The organism is Pseudomonas sp. TH07 (genome assembly GCF_016651285.1).
Taxonomy (GTDB): Bacteria; Pseudomonadota; Gammaproteobacteria; order Pseudomonadales; family Pseudomonadaceae; genus Aquipseudomonas.
Genome location: NZ_JAEKED010000001.1, coordinates 3,120,619 through 3,135,305 on the forward strand (window position 1 = coordinate 3,120,619; position 14,687 = coordinate 3,135,305).

Consider the following 14,687-nt stretch of genomic DNA (forward strand, 5'->3'; position numbering starts at 1 on the left):
TTTTATCGCTGCGGGGAATGGTGCGGTGCCAGATAGGGCGATTCAATCGGGCATGAGCGGGTTTTGGGCGATAAACGAACACAAGTGACAGGCCGGGCACAGGCCAAAAAAAACCCACCGTGAGGTGGGTTTTTTCACAGCCGGCAGGTGCTTAGAACAGGCGCAGCTTCGGTGCCTGTTCGGCCACCGGTTCGTTCTTCGCGGTCTGCTCGTTCCAGCCGCCACCCAGGGCCTTGTACAGATTGACCTCGCTGGTCAGCTGCGAAAGGCGGTCACTGATCAGCGCCTGTTGCGCACTGAACAACGAACGCTGGGCGTCGAGGAAGGTCAGGTTGCTGTCGACCCCAATGCGGTAGCGGCGCTCGGCCAGACGGTAGTAGTCCTGGTTGGCGGTGACGAAATCACGCTGGGCCTGCAACTGCTGGTTGTAGGTCTGACGTGCCGCCAGGCCATCGGAGACTTCCTGGAAGGCGGTCTGGATGGATTTCTCGTACTGCGCAACCGTGATGTCTTTCTGGATCTTCGAGTAGTCCAGGCTGGCGCGCAGGCTGCCGGCGTTGAAGATCGGCAGATTGATCTGCGGCTGGAACAGCCAGGTCCCCGAACCACCTTTGAACAGGCCGGACAGGTCCGGGCTCAAGGTGCCGGCATTGGCGGTCAGGCTGATGCTCGGGAAGAACGCCGCGCGGGCCGCGCCGATATTGGCATTGGCCGCCTTGAGCTTGTGTTCGGCTTCAAGGATGTCCGGACGCCGTTGCAAGAGCTCCGAAGGCAGGCCCGCTGGCATTTCGCTCAACAGGTCGGCCGCCAGGGGCTGTGCGCCAGGCAGGTTGGCTGGAAGGCCGGTGCCCAGCAGCAGGGTCAGGCTGTTTTCGTCCTGGGCCACTTGGCGCGTGTAGCGCGCCAGTTGCACCCGGGCGTTCTCGACCGAGGTCCGCGACTGGCTCAGGTCCAGCGCCGAGGCAACCCCGACTTCGTTGCTGCGCGAGGTGAGCCGGTAGCTCTCCTCGAAAGCGCCCAGGGTGTCCTGGGTCAGCTTCAGCAGTTCCTTGTCGGCCTGCCAGGTCAGGTAGGCGTTGGCCACGCTGGCCACCAGGCTGATCTGGGTACTGCGCCGGGCTTCTTCGCTGGAGAAGTAGGTCTGCAGGGCCTGCTCGCTCAAACTGCGAACGCGGCCGAACAAGTCCAGCTCATAGGCGCTGATACCCAGGGTGGCCGAGTACTGGCTGGTGATGCCCGACTCGCCGGTTTGCGACATGCGCGCCGGGGTCCGCTGGCGGCTGCCGCTGCCATTGGCCGAGACCGCGGGGAACAGGTCCGCGCGCTGGATCTGGTACTGCGCGGCATAGGCGTCGATGTTCAGCGCCGCCACCCGAAGGTCGCGGTTGTTGACCAGCGCGGTCTGGATCAGCTGTTGCAGCGCCGGGTCATGGAAGAACTGCCGCCAGCCCTGTTCGGCGGCCGCCTGGTTGGCGGCCTCCGTTGGCGAATAGGCCGGGCCTTGCGGGTATTGCGCGGCCACCGGTGCTTGCGGCTGCTGATAATCGGGTATCAGCGAGCAGCCACTTAGCACGGCGGCGGTGATTGCCAGGGAGAGTAGCGACTTGCTCATTGGCCAGCCTCTTTAGGAGTTTCAGATGTTTCTGCCGAGTCCGCGTTTTTCTTGCGACCCATGCCAGACACTGTGACGAAGAACAAAGGCACCCAGAATATCGCCAGAATCGTCGCGGTGAGCATACCGCCAATCACCCCGGTACCGATGGCGTGCTGGCTGCCCGAGCCCGCGCCGGTGGAGATGGCCAGGGGGACCACACCCAGCACGAAGGCCAGCGAGGTCATGATGATCGGTCGCAGACGCATGCGGCAGGCTTCGATTGCCGCGTCCGTCAGGCTGCGACCCTGCTCATGCAGTTCCTTGGCGAACTCGACGATCAGAATGGCGTTTTTCGCCGCCAGACCGATGGTCACCAACAGCCCCACCTGGAAGTACACGTCGTTGGACAGACCCCGCAGGCTGGTGGCCATCAGTGCACCGATGATCCCCAGGGGTACCACGAGCATGACCGCGATCGGAATCGACCAGCTTTCATACAGCGCCGCCAGGCACAGGAACACCATCAGCAGCGACAGGGCATACAGCGCCGGTGCCTGGGAACCCGACAGGCGTTCCTCATAGGACAGGCCGGTCCAGGAAATACCCACGCCCGCCGGCAGCTTCGCGGCAATGGCTTCGACTTCGGCCATGGCTTCACCGGTACTGTATCCAGGCGCCGGAGCCCCCAGGACTTCCATCGCCTCGACACCGTTGTAGCGCGCCAGCTTCGGCGAACCGTAGACCCACTCACCCTTGGCGAACGAGGAGAACGGCACCATGGTCCCGGCACTGTTGCGCACGTACCATTTCTTCAGGTCTTCCGGGCTCATGCGAGCGCCGGGCTGACCCTGGATGTACACCTTCTTCACTCGACCACGGTCGATGAAGTCGTTGACATAGCTACTGCCCAGGCCGATCGACAGGGTGTTGTTGATATCAGAGATGGTCACGCCCAAGGCACTGGCGCGTTCATCGTCGATGGTCAACTGGTACTGCGGCTCATCGCTCAGGCCGTTCGGACGCACCTGGCTCAGGATCTTGCTCTGCGCGGCCATGCCGAGGAACTGGTTGCGTGCTGCCATCAGTTTCTCGTGCCCGATACCGGCGCGGTCCTGCAGGAACACGTCGAAACCGGTGGCGTTACCCAACTCCAGTACGGCTGGCGGAGCGAAGGCAAACACCATCGCGTCGCGAAAGCTGAAGAAGTGCTGCTGGGCACGGGCCGCGAGGTTGAACACGCTGTTTTCCGAAGAGCGCTCGCCCCACGGCTTGAGCATGATGAACGCCATACCCGAACTCTGGCCGCGACCGGCGAAGTTGAAGCCGTTCACGGTGAATACCGAGGCTACGGTGTCCTTCTCCTTGTCCAGCAGATAGGCGCGCATTTCATCGACCACCACCTGGGTCCGCTCGGCACTGGAGCCGGCTGGCGTCTGCACCTGGGCGAAGAGTACGCCCTGGTCTTCTTCCGGCAGGAACGCCGATGGAATACGGGTGAACAGCCAGATCATGCCAAGCACGATCAGCACGTATGCCAACAGGTACGGCACCTTGTGACGCAGCATATTGCCCACGCCGCGCTCGTAGCTTTTGACGCTGCGGTCGAAGGTGCGGTTGAACCAGCCGAAGAAACCGCGTTTCTCGGTGGCGTGCTCGCCTTGTGGGTGAGCCTTGAGCATGGTGGCGCACAGGGCCGGGGTGAAGATCAGGGCAACCAGTACCGACAGGGCCATGGCCGAAACCACGGTGATCGAGAACTGCTTGTAGATCACCCCGGTGGAACCACTGAAGAACGCCATTGGCAGCAGTACCGCGGACAGCACGAGGGCGATACCCACCAGTGCGCCCTGGATCTGGCCCATGGACTTTTTCGTGGCCTCCTTGGGCGATAGCCCTTCCTCCTGCATCACCCGCTCGACGTTTTCCACCACGACGATGGCATCGTCCACCAGCAAACCGATGGCCAGCACCATGCCGAACATGGTCAGGGTGTTGATGCTGAAGCCGGCTGCCGCAAGGATCCCGAAGGTCCCGAGCAACACCACCGGAACGGTCATGGTGGTGATGACGGTGGCGCGGAAGTTCTGCAGGAACAGGAACATCACCAGGAACACCAGCACGATGGCTTCGACCAGGGTGTGAACCACACCGCTGATGGACTCCGTCACCACCGGGGTGGTGTCGTACGGGAATACCACTTTCATCCCGGACGGGAAGAAGGGTTCCAGGTCGCTGATGGTCTTGCGCAGCGCCTTGGCGGTATCCAGGGCGTTGGCGCCGTTGGCCAGTTTGACCGCCAGGCCGGAAGCCGGCTTGCCATTGAACTGGGCGCTGACTGCGTAGTTTTCACCACCCAGCGCAACGTCGGCGACATCACCCAGGCGAACCTGCGAGCCGTCCTTGTTGACCTTCAACAGGATCGCCTTGAACTGCTCGGCAGTCTGCAGGCGGGTCTTGCCGATGATCGTGGCGTTCAGTTGCTGGCCAGGCAGCGCCGGCAAACCACCGATCTGGCCGGACGACACCTGGACGTTCTGCGCCGCAACGGCGGTTTTCACGTCCACGGGGGTCAGGCTGTAGTTGTTGAGCTTGGCCGGGTCGAGCCAGATACGCATGGCGTACTGTGCACCGAACACCTGGAAGTCGCCGACACCTGCGGTCCGCGACACCGGGTCCTGCATGTTGGACACGATGTAGTTGGACAGGTCGTCCTTGGACATGCTGCCGTCTTCGGAAACCACACCGATAACCAACAGGAAGTTCTTCACTGCCTTGGTTACCCGGATGCCCTGTTGCTGCACTTCTTGCGGCAGCAACGGGGTGGCCAGGTTCAGTTTGTTCTGGACCTGGACCTGAGCGGTATCGGAGTTGGTGCCTTGTTCGAAGGTCGCGGTGATGGTCATGCTGCCGTCGGAGTTACTTTCCGAGGACACATAACGCAGGTTATCGATACCGTTGAGCTGCTGCTCGATGACCTGAACCACGGTGTCCTGCACGGTTTGTGCAGAGGCGCCTGGGTAGGTCACGGAGATAGCGATCGCCGGTGGCGCGATGCTTGGATACTGGTTTATCGGCAACTTGAGGATCGATAGAGCCCCGACCAGCATGATCACCAGGGCAATTACCCAGGCGAAAATCGGACGGTCGATGAAAAATTTCGACATGGTTTACTCCCCTTTGCCGCCTGCAGCTTTGTCTGTTGCCTGTGCAGGGGCCGGGTTGGTCGCCGGAACATTGGTCGCTTCGGTCGCCTTGACTTCAATGCCTGGCTTGACGAACTGCAGGCCTTCGGTAATCAGTCGATCGCCGGCTTTCAAGCCGTCTTCCACCAGCCATTGGCTGCCGACGGTGCGACTGGCCTTGAGCTGACGCAGTTCGACCTTGTTGTCCGGGCCGACCACCAGGGCGGTTGGCGTGCCTTTGAGGTCACGGGTCACGCCTTGTTGCGGGGCAAGAATGGCCGCAGCGTTGATCCCGGCCTGCAATTGCGCGTGCACGAACATGCCTGGCAACAGGGTGTGATTAGGGTTCGGGAACACGGCGCGCAGGGTTACGGAGCCGGTGGTTTCGTCGACCGAGACTTCGGAAAACTCAAGTTTGCCGTCCTGTTGGTACTGGCTGCCGTCTTCCAGGGTCAGCTTGACCTTGGCCGAGTTGTCGCCGGCCTTTTGCAGGCGACCGCTTTCCAGCTCGCGGCGCAGTTCCAGCAGCTCCACGGAGGACTGGGTGACGTCGACGTAGATCGGATCGAGCTGCTGGATCACGGCCATGGCGTCGGCCTGGCCGTTGCTGACCAGCGCGCCTTCGGTGACCGAGGAGCGACCGACACGGCCGGTCAGTGGCGCAAGCACCTTGGTGTAGCGCAGGTTGATCTGCGCGCTTTGCAGCGTGGCTTCCGATTGCAGGCGGTTGGCTACGGCAGTGTCGTATTCCTGGCGACTTACGGCCTGTTCGTCGACCAGTTGCTTGTAGCGGTCGGAGATCGACTTGGTCGATTGCAGGTTGGCCTGGGCGCTTTTCAGCGTCGCCTCATAGACCGACGGGTCGATCTGGTACAGCTGCTGGCCTTCTTTGACATCCCCGCCTTCTTTGAACAGACGCTTGAGGATGATGCCGTTGACCTGCGGTCGCACTTCGGCGATGCGGTAGGCGGTGGTCCGCCCCGGGAGTTCCGAGGTCAGGGTGAAGGGTTGGGTTTTCAGGGTGACTACGCCGACCTGAGGGGCCTGTTGGGGAGGGGCCGCCTCTTCCTTTTTACATCCGCTGAGCAGCGATGCCAGGGCGACGGCAGTGACCAGAGCGGTAACAGCTGGCTTGAATTGCATGAAAATCCTCGGGTCAGGCGCGCAAGACGCGCACTCGAAAGGTGGAAGGGTCAAAAAAGTGCGCTGAGTGGATAAGTAGCTTGCTATGGAATATACTTACATTCATGGTTGTTTGTAAACAGCGGGTCGCGTACCCGGTTTAATACAAAACATGAGTTGGCGGACGATAAACACATAACAATCGCCGTCCGTAATTAAGCTCGGATTAAGGCCTCGTGCGCCCCGAGCCATCCTGATTGAGGTTTTGCTGCCATGGCCCGTCGTACCAAAGAGGAAGCTCAAGAAACGCGCAAGCAAATACTTGAGGCAGCAGAAAAGGCTTTCTATGAACGCGGAGTCGCCCGTACGACATTGGCGGACATTGCCACCTTGGCAGGGGTGACTCGTGGCGCGATCTACTGGCATTTCAGCAATAAGGCGGATCTGGTGCAGGCCATGCTGGATACCTTGCGCGAGCCGCTGGAAGAACTGGCCAGGGCCAGTGAAAGCGAGGAAGAGCTCGACCCGCTGGGCTGCATGCGCAAGCTGCTGATTCATCTGTTCCATCAGGTCGCTCTGGATCCAAAGACTCGGCGAATCAACGAAATTCTGTTTCATAAGTGCGAGTTCACCGATGAAATGTGCGACCTGCGCCATCAGCGCCGGGCTGCCAGTATTGACTGCAACGTGCGTATCGAATTGACGTTGCGCAATGCAGTGAACCGTGGACAGCTGCCGTCGAATCTCGACACTGCCCGCGCTGCCATCAGCATGCACGCCTATATCGACGGCATCCTTTATCAGTGGCTTCTGGCCCCGGACAGCTTCGAGCTTGATAAGCAGGCTGAGCGCTGGACCGACATCGGGCTGGATATGCTGCGTCTGAGCCCCAGCTTGCGCACTTAAGACAAAATGCGTAATTGCCACCGCTTGTGTCAACAGTTAAGGCGAGCATAGATCATTCTGGTGCTCGCCTTATTTCGATGGGGTGCTTTTATATACGCACCGGCCCTTTCTTTATAGATAGCGGGTTACGTATTTTGTAGGGATTTTGTGTCGGGTGTGTGAACGAGTGTGAACCCTCATTGCTCAAGGGCGCCGAGCAGCCGATCAAATGGATAGCCCTGATCTGCATGCTGCCAGCCACGATAGGCAACCCAGGATCCTGTTGAACAGGTAATGAAAAAGCCCCGGCTCTCACGAGTCGGGGCTTTGTTTTTAGCGCTGTGCTTACAAGGTCGGGTAGTCGATGTAGCCGACCGGGCCTTTACCGTAGAAGGTTTCCGGATGCGGCTCGTTCAACGGTGCATCGGCTTTCAGGCGGGCGGGAAGGTCCGGGTTGGCGATAAATGGCACACCGAAGGCCACGGCATCGGCCTTGCCGGCAGCCAGCCAAGCGTTGGCGCTGTCTTTGGTGAAACGTTCGTTGGCGATGTACGGGCCACCGAATGCGGCTTTCAATTGTGGGCCGAGGCTGTCGGCGCCTTCTTTTTCCCGCGAGCAGATAAAGGCAATGCCGCGCTTGCCCAGTTCACGGGCGACGTAGGTGAAGGTTTCGCTGAGGTTGTCATCACCCATGTCGTGAGAGTCGGCACGGGGTGCGAGGTGCACGCCAACCCGGCCCGGGCCCCAGACTTCGATGACCGCATCAGTCACTTCCAGCAGCAGGCGCGCACGGTTTTCCAGGGAACCGCCGTAGTGGTCGGTACGCTGGTTGGTGCTGCTTTGCAGGAATTGGTCGAGCAGGTAGCCGTTGGCGCCGTGCACTTCCACACCGTCGAAACCGGCGGCCTTGGCGTTTTCCGCACCCACGCGGTAGGCGTCGACGATGTCGGCGATTTCAGCGATTTCCAGGGCGCGCGGAGTCGGGTAGTCGGCCAGCGGACGCACCAGGCTGACGTGACCTTTAGCCTGAATGGCGCTCGGTGCCACTGGCGCCTCGCCGTTCAGGTAGGACGGGTGGGAAATGCGGCCGACATGCCACAGTTGCAGGAAGATTTTGCCGCCCGCGCCGTGGACCGCCTTGGTCACGTTGCTCCAGCCGCGAACCTGGTCGTTGGACCAGATGCCCGGGGTGTCCGGGTAGCCGACGCCCATGGGTGTCACGGAAGTGGCTTCGCTGAGGATCAGGCCCGCGGAAGCACGTTGTACGTAGTACTCGGCCATCAGCGCGTTGGGCACTCGGCCTTCATCGGCGCGGCAGCGGGTCAAGGGCGCCATGATGATGCGGTTGGCCAGTTCGAGGTCGCCGAGTTTGATCGGGTCAAAAATAGTTGTCATGAAATACACCCTTCTTAAATAAACGTATCAGTTGGTCGCTGGGGCCAGATCGGCATTGCCGCCCTGGCGAAAAGTAATCAGGGTCACCAGCAGCGCCAGTACCGCCAGGGCTGCTGCGGCCAGAGGCACGCTGGTCAGGCCGAAACCATGGGCGATCACGCTGCCGCCGACCCAGGCGCCGAGGGCGTTGCCGATGTTGAAGGCGCCGATATTGAGGGTCGACACCAGATTTGGCGCGGCCTTGCCGAAGGTCACCACGTTGATTTGCAGCGCCGGTACGGCGGCGAACGAGGCGGTGGCCCAGAGGAACAGGGTGATCTCGGTCGGGATCAGCGCGACGCTGGTCCAGCTCAGGACGGTGGAGACCACGGCCATGCTGATAAACACGCCGATCAGGGTGGCCGCCAGGCGTTTATCCGCCAGCTTGCCGCCAATAATGTTGCCCACGGTCAGGCCCAGGCCGATCAGCAGCAGGGTCCAGGTCACGCCTTTGGGCGACACCCCGGTGACGTCGCCCAGCAGCGGCGCGACATAGGTGAAGAGGGTGAACATGGACGCGGCGAACAGCGCGGTCATGCTCAGTGACAACCAGATCCCGGCGCCCTTGAGGGCGGCCAGTTCCGAGCGCATGTCGAGTTTTTCCTCGTCGCGCTTGGCCGGCAGAAAGCGGATCAGGCCGATCAGGGCAACGACACCGATCACGGTCACGGCCCAGAACGTCGAGCGCCAGCCGGCTTCCTGGCCCAGTGCCGTGCCCAGTGGAACACCGAGGACGTTGGCCAAGGTCAGGCCGGTGAACATCAGGGCCACGGCCGAGGCGCGCTTGTTGGCGGGCACCAGGCCGGCGGCAACCACCGAACCGATACCAAAGAAGGCGCCGTGGCAGAGGGCGGTGACCACTCGGGCGAACATCAGCACGTTGTAGTCACTGGCCAGCGCACACAGCAGGTTGCCGACAATGAAAATGCCCATCAGGGCTACCAGGGCAGCCTTGCGCGGCAGCTTGGCGGTGGCCAGTGCCATGAAGGGCGCACCGATGGCCACGCCCAGGGCGTAACCGGTCACCAGCCAGCCGGCGCCCGGGATCGACACACCGAGGTCGTTCGCCACATCGGGCAGCAAGCCCATAATGACGAACTCGGTGGTGCCGATGGCGAAGGCGCTCAGGGCCAGGATAAGTAGCGAGAGGGGCATTGTGGGTCCTTGTCAGATCAGAGCTCTTGGCTCATTTGTTTGAGGAACAGCTGAATGTTTTCCTCATTGCGTTTGAAGAAATGCCATTGGCCGACTTTGCGGCTGCTGATCAGTCCCGCTCGTTGCAAGGTGGCGAGGTGGGCGGAGACGGTCGACTGCGACAGGCCGCAGCGTTGATCGATCTGCCCGGCGCATACGCCGTGTTCATTGCTGTGGCTCTGATCAGGGAATTCAACAGTCGGGTCTTTGAGCCAGTGAAGAATTTCTCGCCGTACTGGGTGCGCCAGGGCTTTTATTATTTCGTCGAGATCGATAGGCATGGCAGTGCTCGGTTTGGGTAAAACGTTATATCGCGATGAAGCGAACTTTAAATCGGTATTTCGCGATATACCAATATGATTTTGGTCTTAAATCATTCTTTATCGGTATATCGGGTTATAACGATGCGTGTCGCGCGGTGCTAAGCTGCGCCCATGAATTATCTCGCACATCTGCACCTCGGCGGCCAGCGCCCCGGTCAATTGCTCGGCAGTCTGTACGGCGACTTCGTCAAAGGTCGGCTGCAAGGCCAGTTCAACCCGGAGATCGAAGCCGCGATTGCGTTGCATCGCAGCATCGATACTTACACCGACAGCCACCCACTGGTGGGCGCTGCGCTGTCGCGTTTTTCCCTGACCCGCAGGCGCTATGCCGGCATTGTCATCGACGTGTTTTTCGATCACTGCCTGGCGCGCGACTGGGCTCTGTACGCCACGCAGCCACTGGCGCTGTTCACCTCGGACGTGTACCGGGTGCTGGCCAGTGAACCGCAACTGCCGGGACGCCTGGCGCAGATCGCGCCGCATATGGCGGCCCATGACTGGCTGGGTTCCTATCGGGAGTTCGAGGTGCTGGAGCAAGTGCTGCGAGGGATTTCGCGTCGCTTGTCACGCCCGGAGGAGCTGGCGCAAGCGATGGGCGAACTGGAGCGGCTGTATCAGCCATTGAGCGAGGACTTTCGGGAGTTCTACCCGCAGTTGCAGCTGTTTGCCCAAGAACGCCTCAGGGAAACCGGCTGACCTGCCGGCTTCCCAGGAAGCGTCCTGTGACGAAGGCGCTTGCTGGCGATGCACTGGGCTGGCGCGCCAAAAACGAATTCCTCAGGCCGCCACCCATTCCTCGCCGCGCCCAACCTCAACGCCCTTGGGCACCTCGCCAAACAGCGCCTTCTGCACCGCCTGCTGCGCCTGGAAGGCCAGCGCCGCGCGTTCCTGGCCGCGACAGGCAATGGGTTTGAGCAGGTGGATTTCGACCTGGCCCTGGTCGTTGGCAAACAGGCGCATCAGGTGCGAGAGCAGATCGTCATCGCCGATAAACGGTGCCAGAGAGTCAATTTGCCCGTCACGCAGGTAACGAATGGCCACCGGCTGCAGCGCCACGTCGGCGTCAATGGCACTGGCCAGCAAACGCCCGTGAAAGGTGCGCAGGCCACGGCCATCGGTGGTGGTGCCTTCAGGGAACATCAGCAGCGGATGTTGCTGCTGCAGGTGCCGGGTCATTTGCTTGCGGATCAACTGGCTGTCGCCCGCGCCACGGCGGATAAACAGGCTGCCGGCCTTGGCCGCGAGCCAGCCAGCCACCGGCCAGGTCCGCACTTCGGCCTTGGACAGGAATGACAACGGGTTCAGCGCGCCAAGCAACGGGATATCAGTCCAGGACACGTGGTTGCTGACCCACAGCATCGGCTGCCGCGGCACCTCGCCATGTACCGTGATTTCAAAGGGCAGGGCGTTGCTCAGGCGGGCCATGAAGAAGCGCGACCAGCGCTGGCGCCGAACCATGGAATTGGCCACGCCCAGGCGTTCGAACAAGCCAAACACGGTGGCCATGCTCAAGCCCAGCGCGACCACCAGCAGCACCCGGGCAATCCGCCCGTAGACCCGTAGCCGGCTCATTACACGGCCGCCTTGAAGTGCCGGGCGTAGCGGGGGCACAACTCGTCGCGCTTGAGCAGGATAAACACGTCGGCGACCTGGAAGTCTTCGTCCCAGCACGGCTCGCCGCAGATCTTCGCGCCCAGGCGCATGTAGGCCTTGAGCAGCGGCGGCATTTCAGCGATCACGTTGGACGGGATATCGAGGCTCGGCAGCGGTTTTTTCGGTTCGGCACGCAGGTGTTCGGTGCACAGGTAGCGCTCGCGCAGGCGTTGCATGATGGCGTGGGCCTGCACGCCGCCGTCCTGCATCGGGATGCTGGCGCAGCCCATCAGGTAGCTGTAGCCGCCCTGGTTGAGCACTTCGGCCAACTCGCCCCAGAGCACGGCAATGGTGCCGCCGTTGCGGTAGGCCGGGTCGACACAGGTGCGACCGATTTCCAGGATCGGGCCCTTTAGATGCACCAGCCCGTGCAGGCTGAATTCCTCTTCGCTGTAAAAGCGCCCCAGGCTGCTGGCGGCCTGGTGGTCGAGCAGGCGAGTGGTGGCGACCAGGCGCCCGGTGTTCAGGTCACGCACACCGATATGGCTGCAGTGGACGTCATAGTCATCCATGTCCAGACCCAATTCCGCGCCCTTGAGCTTGGCGTTGAACTCGCCGCTGAAGACGGTGAAGCGCAGCGCCTGGGCTTCTTGCAGGGCGTGGGCGCCGACCAGACGTTCGGCTTGCAGGCGGCGTTCACTGCCGGTGTCGCTGATGCGGGCGATCTGAGTCATTGTGAATCTCCGTGCGGGCCGCTGACCCGCCTTGGGTTGCAGCCGATCGACTTTGTTGTGCAAAGTCAGGCTATGTAGCCCCGGTGTCATCGCCATTAAGCTTTGGTGATGCTTATATGACAGCCCAGAAGGAGCCCCCCATGCCTTGGCCAGACCTGCTCAACTGCCGTGAACGACTGCCGGCCAACCCGGACCTGGCGGAGGGTTACGCCGCGCTGCTGGAGCACCTGGGCCCGGTCACCCCGTTCGACCTGGCGCTGCGCGGCGGGCGCTTGATGAGCAGCCCGGGGCTGGCGTTTCTGGTGGGTTACCAAGCCGCGTTGCGTGTGCTCTGGCCCAGTGCGCCGCCGAGCCTGGGCGCCTTGTGCGCCACCGAGCAGCGCAGCCTGCGCGCGGCGGACATGCAGACCCGGCTGGCGGATCTGCGCCTGAGCGGGCGCAAGGATTTCGTCACCGCAGGCGATGCCGCCGACTGGCTGCTGATTGCCGCGCGCAGCGAAGCACCCGGCGAAGATCCGCGCCTGAGCCTGGCGGTGGTCTACGCCGGCGAGCCTGGGGTCAGCGTGGAAAAACTCCCACCCCTGCCGCTGATGCCCGACATCAGCCACGGTCGCCTGCACCTCGAACACGCGCTCTGCGAACGGCTGGCCGGCGATGGCTGGGATGCCTACGTCAAACCCTTTCGCAGCCTGGAGGACATTTATGTCCTCAGCGCCCTGGGCGCCTGGCTGTATGGCGTCGGCCAGGACAGTCAATGGCCGCAGGCTCTGCAATTGCAACTCCTGGCCCTGCTCGCCGGGTGTGCCGAAGCCAGCCGGCAAAGTCCCTCGGCCAGCAGCACACATATTCTGCTGGGCGGGTTGTTCGCTCAGTTCGATGGGCTCAAGGCGCAGATCCAGCAGGCCTTTGCCGAAGGCCCCCAGGAGTGGGCACAGTTGTGGTCCCGCGACCAATCCGTGCTTGAGATCGCCGGCGGCGCCCGGGCCAAACGCCTGGCCAAGGCCTTGGCCGGCTTGGCGCCGCTGTCGGCTTGAGGCGCTGCTGAAACTGTCATCTGCCGGGGCTAGGCTGTGCAGGTTTCCGGCCCCGGGTTTTCTACAATGTTCAAAGGCTCGACCCTGTTGCTCACCTTGCTCTTGCTGGTCACTGTGCCGGTGCGCGCCGAACACTGGCCCGGCGAGCAATGGAGCCAGGGTCCGGCAGCCAGTGGCCCGGCACTCGATGCGCTGGAAGCCTATGCCTTCGTGCCGCGGGATGACACGACCCGTGCCGGTATTCGCACCGACGCCCTGCTGGTGATCCGCGATGGCCAGCTCATCTACGAACGTTACGCCGGGCCGACCACCGCCAACACCCCGCACCTGACCTGGTCCATCAGCAAGAGCCTGCTCGCGGTGATGCTGGGCGTGGCTTATGGCCAAGGGCGCTTTCAGCTGGAGGACAAGGCCGCGAGCTTCTATCCCGCCCTGCAACAACACCCGCAGATCAGCATGGCCGATCTGCTGCATTGGGCCTCGGGCCTGGATTGGCAGGAGGACTATGAATACGCACCACTCAACTCCTCGGTGGTGGCCATGCTCTACACCCGCGGCCATCAGGATATGGCGGCCTTCGCCGCAGGCCATGCCGCCTTCAGCGCGCCAGGGCAGGCTTTCCGTTATTCCAGCGGCGACAGCAACCTGCTGTCTGCGGCCTTGCAGAACATGCTCGGCGCGCCCGCCTATGCCGATTACCCCTGGACCGCGTTGTTCGACCCCCTGGGAATCAGGCAGGCGGTGTGGGAAACCGATGCTGCCGGGACGTTCGTCGGCTCCTCCTATGCCTACCTGCGCGCCCGTGACCTGGCGCGCATCGGCCTGTTGATGCAGCGCGACGGGCGTTGGGGCGAGCGCCAGTTGCTGCCCAAGGCCTGGGTCGAATTCTGTCGCACGCCCTTCAGCGGCTACCAGGCCCACCAGGACGAGGCGGTGCCGGGCGCCCACTGGTGGCTCAACCGCGCCGTGCAAGGCGCGGCGCCACCCTGGCCCGATGCGCCGAGCGACACCTTTGCCGCCCTGGGGCACTGGGGCCAGGCGCTGTACATAGTGCCCAGTGAAAACCTGGTCATCGTGCGCTACGCCGACGATCGCGATGGCAGCTACCGGCACAACGAACTGCTGAAGCGGGCCCTGCTGGCATTCGGACGGCAGGGGCGACCATGAGCCGTTCATGGGTTCGGCGCCGACCTGTTTCCAGCCTGCTGCTGTTGCTGCTGGCGGCGCTGCTGGCCTGGGTCTGGCATGAACGGCTGGCGCTGCGGGCATTCCCGGACATCCTCGGTGCCTACAGCGCCAAGGAGTACTGCTCCTGCCGTTATGTGATGCAGAACCCGGCCGATTATTGCCTGGGTTACGTGCGGCAATACTTGCCCCTGAGCCAATTTGTCGATGAGCCGGAGCACCGCCGGGTCACGGCCGGTGGCCTGGGACGCAGCCACAGCGCGGCCTGGATCGGCGAGCGCGAGGGATGCCGGCTGGCTCCCTGAACCACCCCACCCAAGCCTGTTCCACCCAGTGGAACCACATTTGATTGTCCTCTGATCCGGCTCGCGGTTATCTGACGCAGAGCCGTGATCACGCCTTGCTAC

General features: G+C 62.4%; 13 protein-coding genes. 5 read left to right on the top strand and 8 right to left on the bottom strand.

The window, feature by feature from the left end; genetic code table 11:
* Positions 1-151 precede the first annotated feature (151 nt).
* The 3 genes from adeC to emhA are packed head-to-tail and all read right to left on the bottom strand — an operon-like array spanning position 152 to position 5,919.
* Entirely contained in the window at positions 152-1,612 is a 1,461-nt protein-coding gene (adeC, locus tag JFU57_RS14560; RefSeq protein WP_078470188.1) for an AdeC/AdeK/OprM family multidrug efflux complex outer membrane factor, read from the bottom strand.
* Entirely contained in the window at positions 1,609-4,758 is a 3,150-nt protein-coding gene (locus tag JFU57_RS14565) for an efflux RND transporter permease subunit (protein WP_201129770.1), read from the bottom strand. The genes adeC and JFU57_RS14565 overlap by 4 nt, the downstream gene beginning before the upstream one ends.
* 3 nt (positions 4,759-4,761) lie before the next feature.
* Positions 4,762-5,919 (bottom strand): efflux RND transporter periplasmic adaptor subunit EmhA, encoded by a 1,158-nt coding sequence (emhA, locus tag JFU57_RS14570; RefSeq protein ID WP_020299056.1) that lies wholly within the window; start codon positions 5,917-5,919, stop codon positions 4,762-4,764.
* A gap of 252 nt (positions 5,920-6,171) precedes the next feature.
* Between emhA and emhR the strand changes: the two genes are divergently transcribed.
* Positions 6,172-6,804, top strand: coding sequence for an efflux system transcriptional repressor EmhR (emhR, locus tag JFU57_RS14575; RefSeq protein WP_078470190.1), 633 nt, complete (start codon positions 6,172-6,174; stop codon positions 6,802-6,804).
* A 324-nt stretch (positions 6,805-7,128) separates the two neighbouring features.
* Here emhR and JFU57_RS14580 read toward each other — a convergent pair whose 3' ends face one another.
* Genes JFU57_RS14580 through JFU57_RS14590 form a run of 3 tightly spaced genes read right to left on the bottom strand, consistent with a single transcriptional unit; the run spans position 7,129 to position 9,692 of the window.
* Positions 7,129-8,178, bottom strand: a complete 1,050-nt coding sequence (locus tag JFU57_RS14580; protein ID WP_201129771.1) for an alkene reductase — start codon at positions 8,176-8,178, stop codon at positions 7,129-7,131.
* Between the two features lie 27 nt (positions 8,179-8,205).
* Entirely contained in the window at positions 8,206-9,372 is a 1,167-nt protein-coding gene (locus JFU57_RS14585) for an MFS transporter (RefSeq protein WP_020299052.1), read from the bottom strand.
* A gap of 17 nt (positions 9,373-9,389) precedes the next feature.
* Positions 9,390-9,692, bottom strand: coding sequence for an ArsR/SmtB family transcription factor (locus JFU57_RS14590; RefSeq protein WP_020299051.1), 303 nt, complete (start codon positions 9,690-9,692; stop codon positions 9,390-9,392).
* A 153-nt stretch (positions 9,693-9,845) separates the two neighbouring features.
* On the opposite strand from JFU57_RS14590, the gene JFU57_RS14595 reads away from it, so the two are divergent.
* Complete coding sequence (locus tag JFU57_RS14595) at positions 9,846-10,430, top strand: acyl carrier protein phosphodiesterase (protein ID WP_078470192.1); 585 nt, start codon at positions 9,846-9,848, stop codon at positions 10,428-10,430.
* An 81-nt stretch (positions 10,431-10,511) separates the two neighbouring features.
* Here JFU57_RS14595 and JFU57_RS14600 read toward each other — a convergent pair whose 3' ends face one another.
* Together JFU57_RS14600 and olsB are read right to left on the bottom strand one after the other, a co-directional pair.
* Positions 10,512-11,306 carry a lysophospholipid acyltransferase family protein gene (locus tag JFU57_RS14600; protein WP_078470193.1) on the bottom strand — a complete coding sequence of 265 codons (795 nt, stop codon included), beginning with the start codon at positions 11,304-11,306 and terminating at the stop codon, positions 10,512-10,514.
* Complete coding sequence (gene olsB, locus JFU57_RS14605) at positions 11,306-12,061, bottom strand: L-ornithine N(alpha)-acyltransferase (RefSeq protein WP_078470194.1); 756 nt, start codon at positions 12,059-12,061, stop codon at positions 11,306-11,308. Before olsB ends, JFU57_RS14600 begins: the two co-directional genes overlap by 1 nt.
* A gap of 140 nt (positions 12,062-12,201) precedes the next feature.
* On the opposite strand from olsB, the gene JFU57_RS14610 reads away from it, so the two are divergent.
* The 3 genes from JFU57_RS14610 to JFU57_RS14620 all read left to right on the top strand — a co-directional run bounded on the left by JFU57_RS14610 (position 12,202) and on the right by JFU57_RS14620 (position 14,585).
* A complete protein-coding gene (locus tag JFU57_RS14610; protein WP_201129772.1) occupies positions 12,202-13,095 on the top strand; it encodes an acyl-CoA dehydrogenase family protein in 894 nt (297 codons plus the stop codon).
* Positions 13,096-13,161: 66 nt separating this feature from the next.
* Positions 13,162-14,262 (top strand): serine hydrolase domain-containing protein, encoded by a 1,101-nt coding sequence (locus JFU57_RS14615; protein ID WP_201129774.1) that lies wholly within the window; start codon positions 13,162-13,164, stop codon positions 14,260-14,262.
* Positions 14,259-14,585 (top strand): amidase, encoded by a 327-nt coding sequence (locus JFU57_RS14620; protein WP_201129776.1) that lies wholly within the window; start codon positions 14,259-14,261, stop codon positions 14,583-14,585. The genes JFU57_RS14615 and JFU57_RS14620 overlap by 4 nt, the downstream gene beginning before the upstream one ends.
* The last annotated feature ends 102 nt before the right edge of the window (positions 14,586-14,687 follow it).

Excerpts from the sequence above, each read along its gene's own strand:
- JFU57_RS14610 (WP_201129772.1), top strand. The coding sequence starts at position 12,202 with ATGCCTTGGCCAGACCTGCTCAACTGCCGTGAACGACTGCCGGCCAAC.
- adeC (WP_078470188.1), bottom strand. The coding sequence starts at position 1,612 with ATGAGCAAGTCGCTACTCTCCCTGGCAATCACCGCCGCCGTGCTAAGT.
- JFU57_RS14565 (WP_201129770.1), bottom strand. The coding sequence starts at position 4,758 with ATGTCGAAATTTTTCATCGACCGTCCGATTTTCGCCTGGGTAATTGCC.
- JFU57_RS14590 (WP_020299051.1), bottom strand. The coding sequence starts at position 9,692 with ATGCCTATCGATCTCGACGAAATAATAAAAGCCCTGGCGCACCCAGTA.
- JFU57_RS14615 (WP_201129774.1), top strand. The coding sequence starts at position 13,162 with ATGTTCAAAGGCTCGACCCTGTTGCTCACCTTGCTCTTGCTGGTCACT.
- JFU57_RS14585 (WP_020299052.1), bottom strand. The coding sequence starts at position 9,372 with ATGCCCCTCTCGCTACTTATCCTGGCCCTGAGCGCCTTCGCCATCGGC.
- olsB (WP_078470194.1), bottom strand. The coding sequence starts at position 12,061 with ATGACTCAGATCGCCCGCATCAGCGACACCGGCAGTGAACGCCGCCTG.
- JFU57_RS14580 (WP_201129771.1), bottom strand. The coding sequence starts at position 8,178 with ATGACAACTATTTTTGACCCGATCAAACTCGGCGACCTCGAACTGGCC.
- JFU57_RS14600 (WP_078470193.1), bottom strand. The coding sequence starts at position 11,306 with ATGAGCCGGCTACGGGTCTACGGGCGGATTGCCCGGGTGCTGCTGGTG.
- emhR (WP_078470190.1), top strand. The coding sequence starts at position 6,172 with ATGGCCCGTCGTACCAAAGAGGAAGCTCAAGAAACGCGCAAGCAAATA.
- JFU57_RS14595 (WP_078470192.1), top strand. The coding sequence starts at position 9,846 with ATGAATTATCTCGCACATCTGCACCTCGGCGGCCAGCGCCCCGGTCAA.
- emhA (WP_020299056.1), bottom strand. The coding sequence starts at position 5,919 with ATGCAATTCAAGCCAGCTGTTACCGCTCTGGTCACTGCCGTCGCCCTG.
- JFU57_RS14620 (WP_201129776.1), top strand. The coding sequence starts at position 14,259 with ATGAGCCGTTCATGGGTTCGGCGCCGACCTGTTTCCAGCCTGCTGCTG.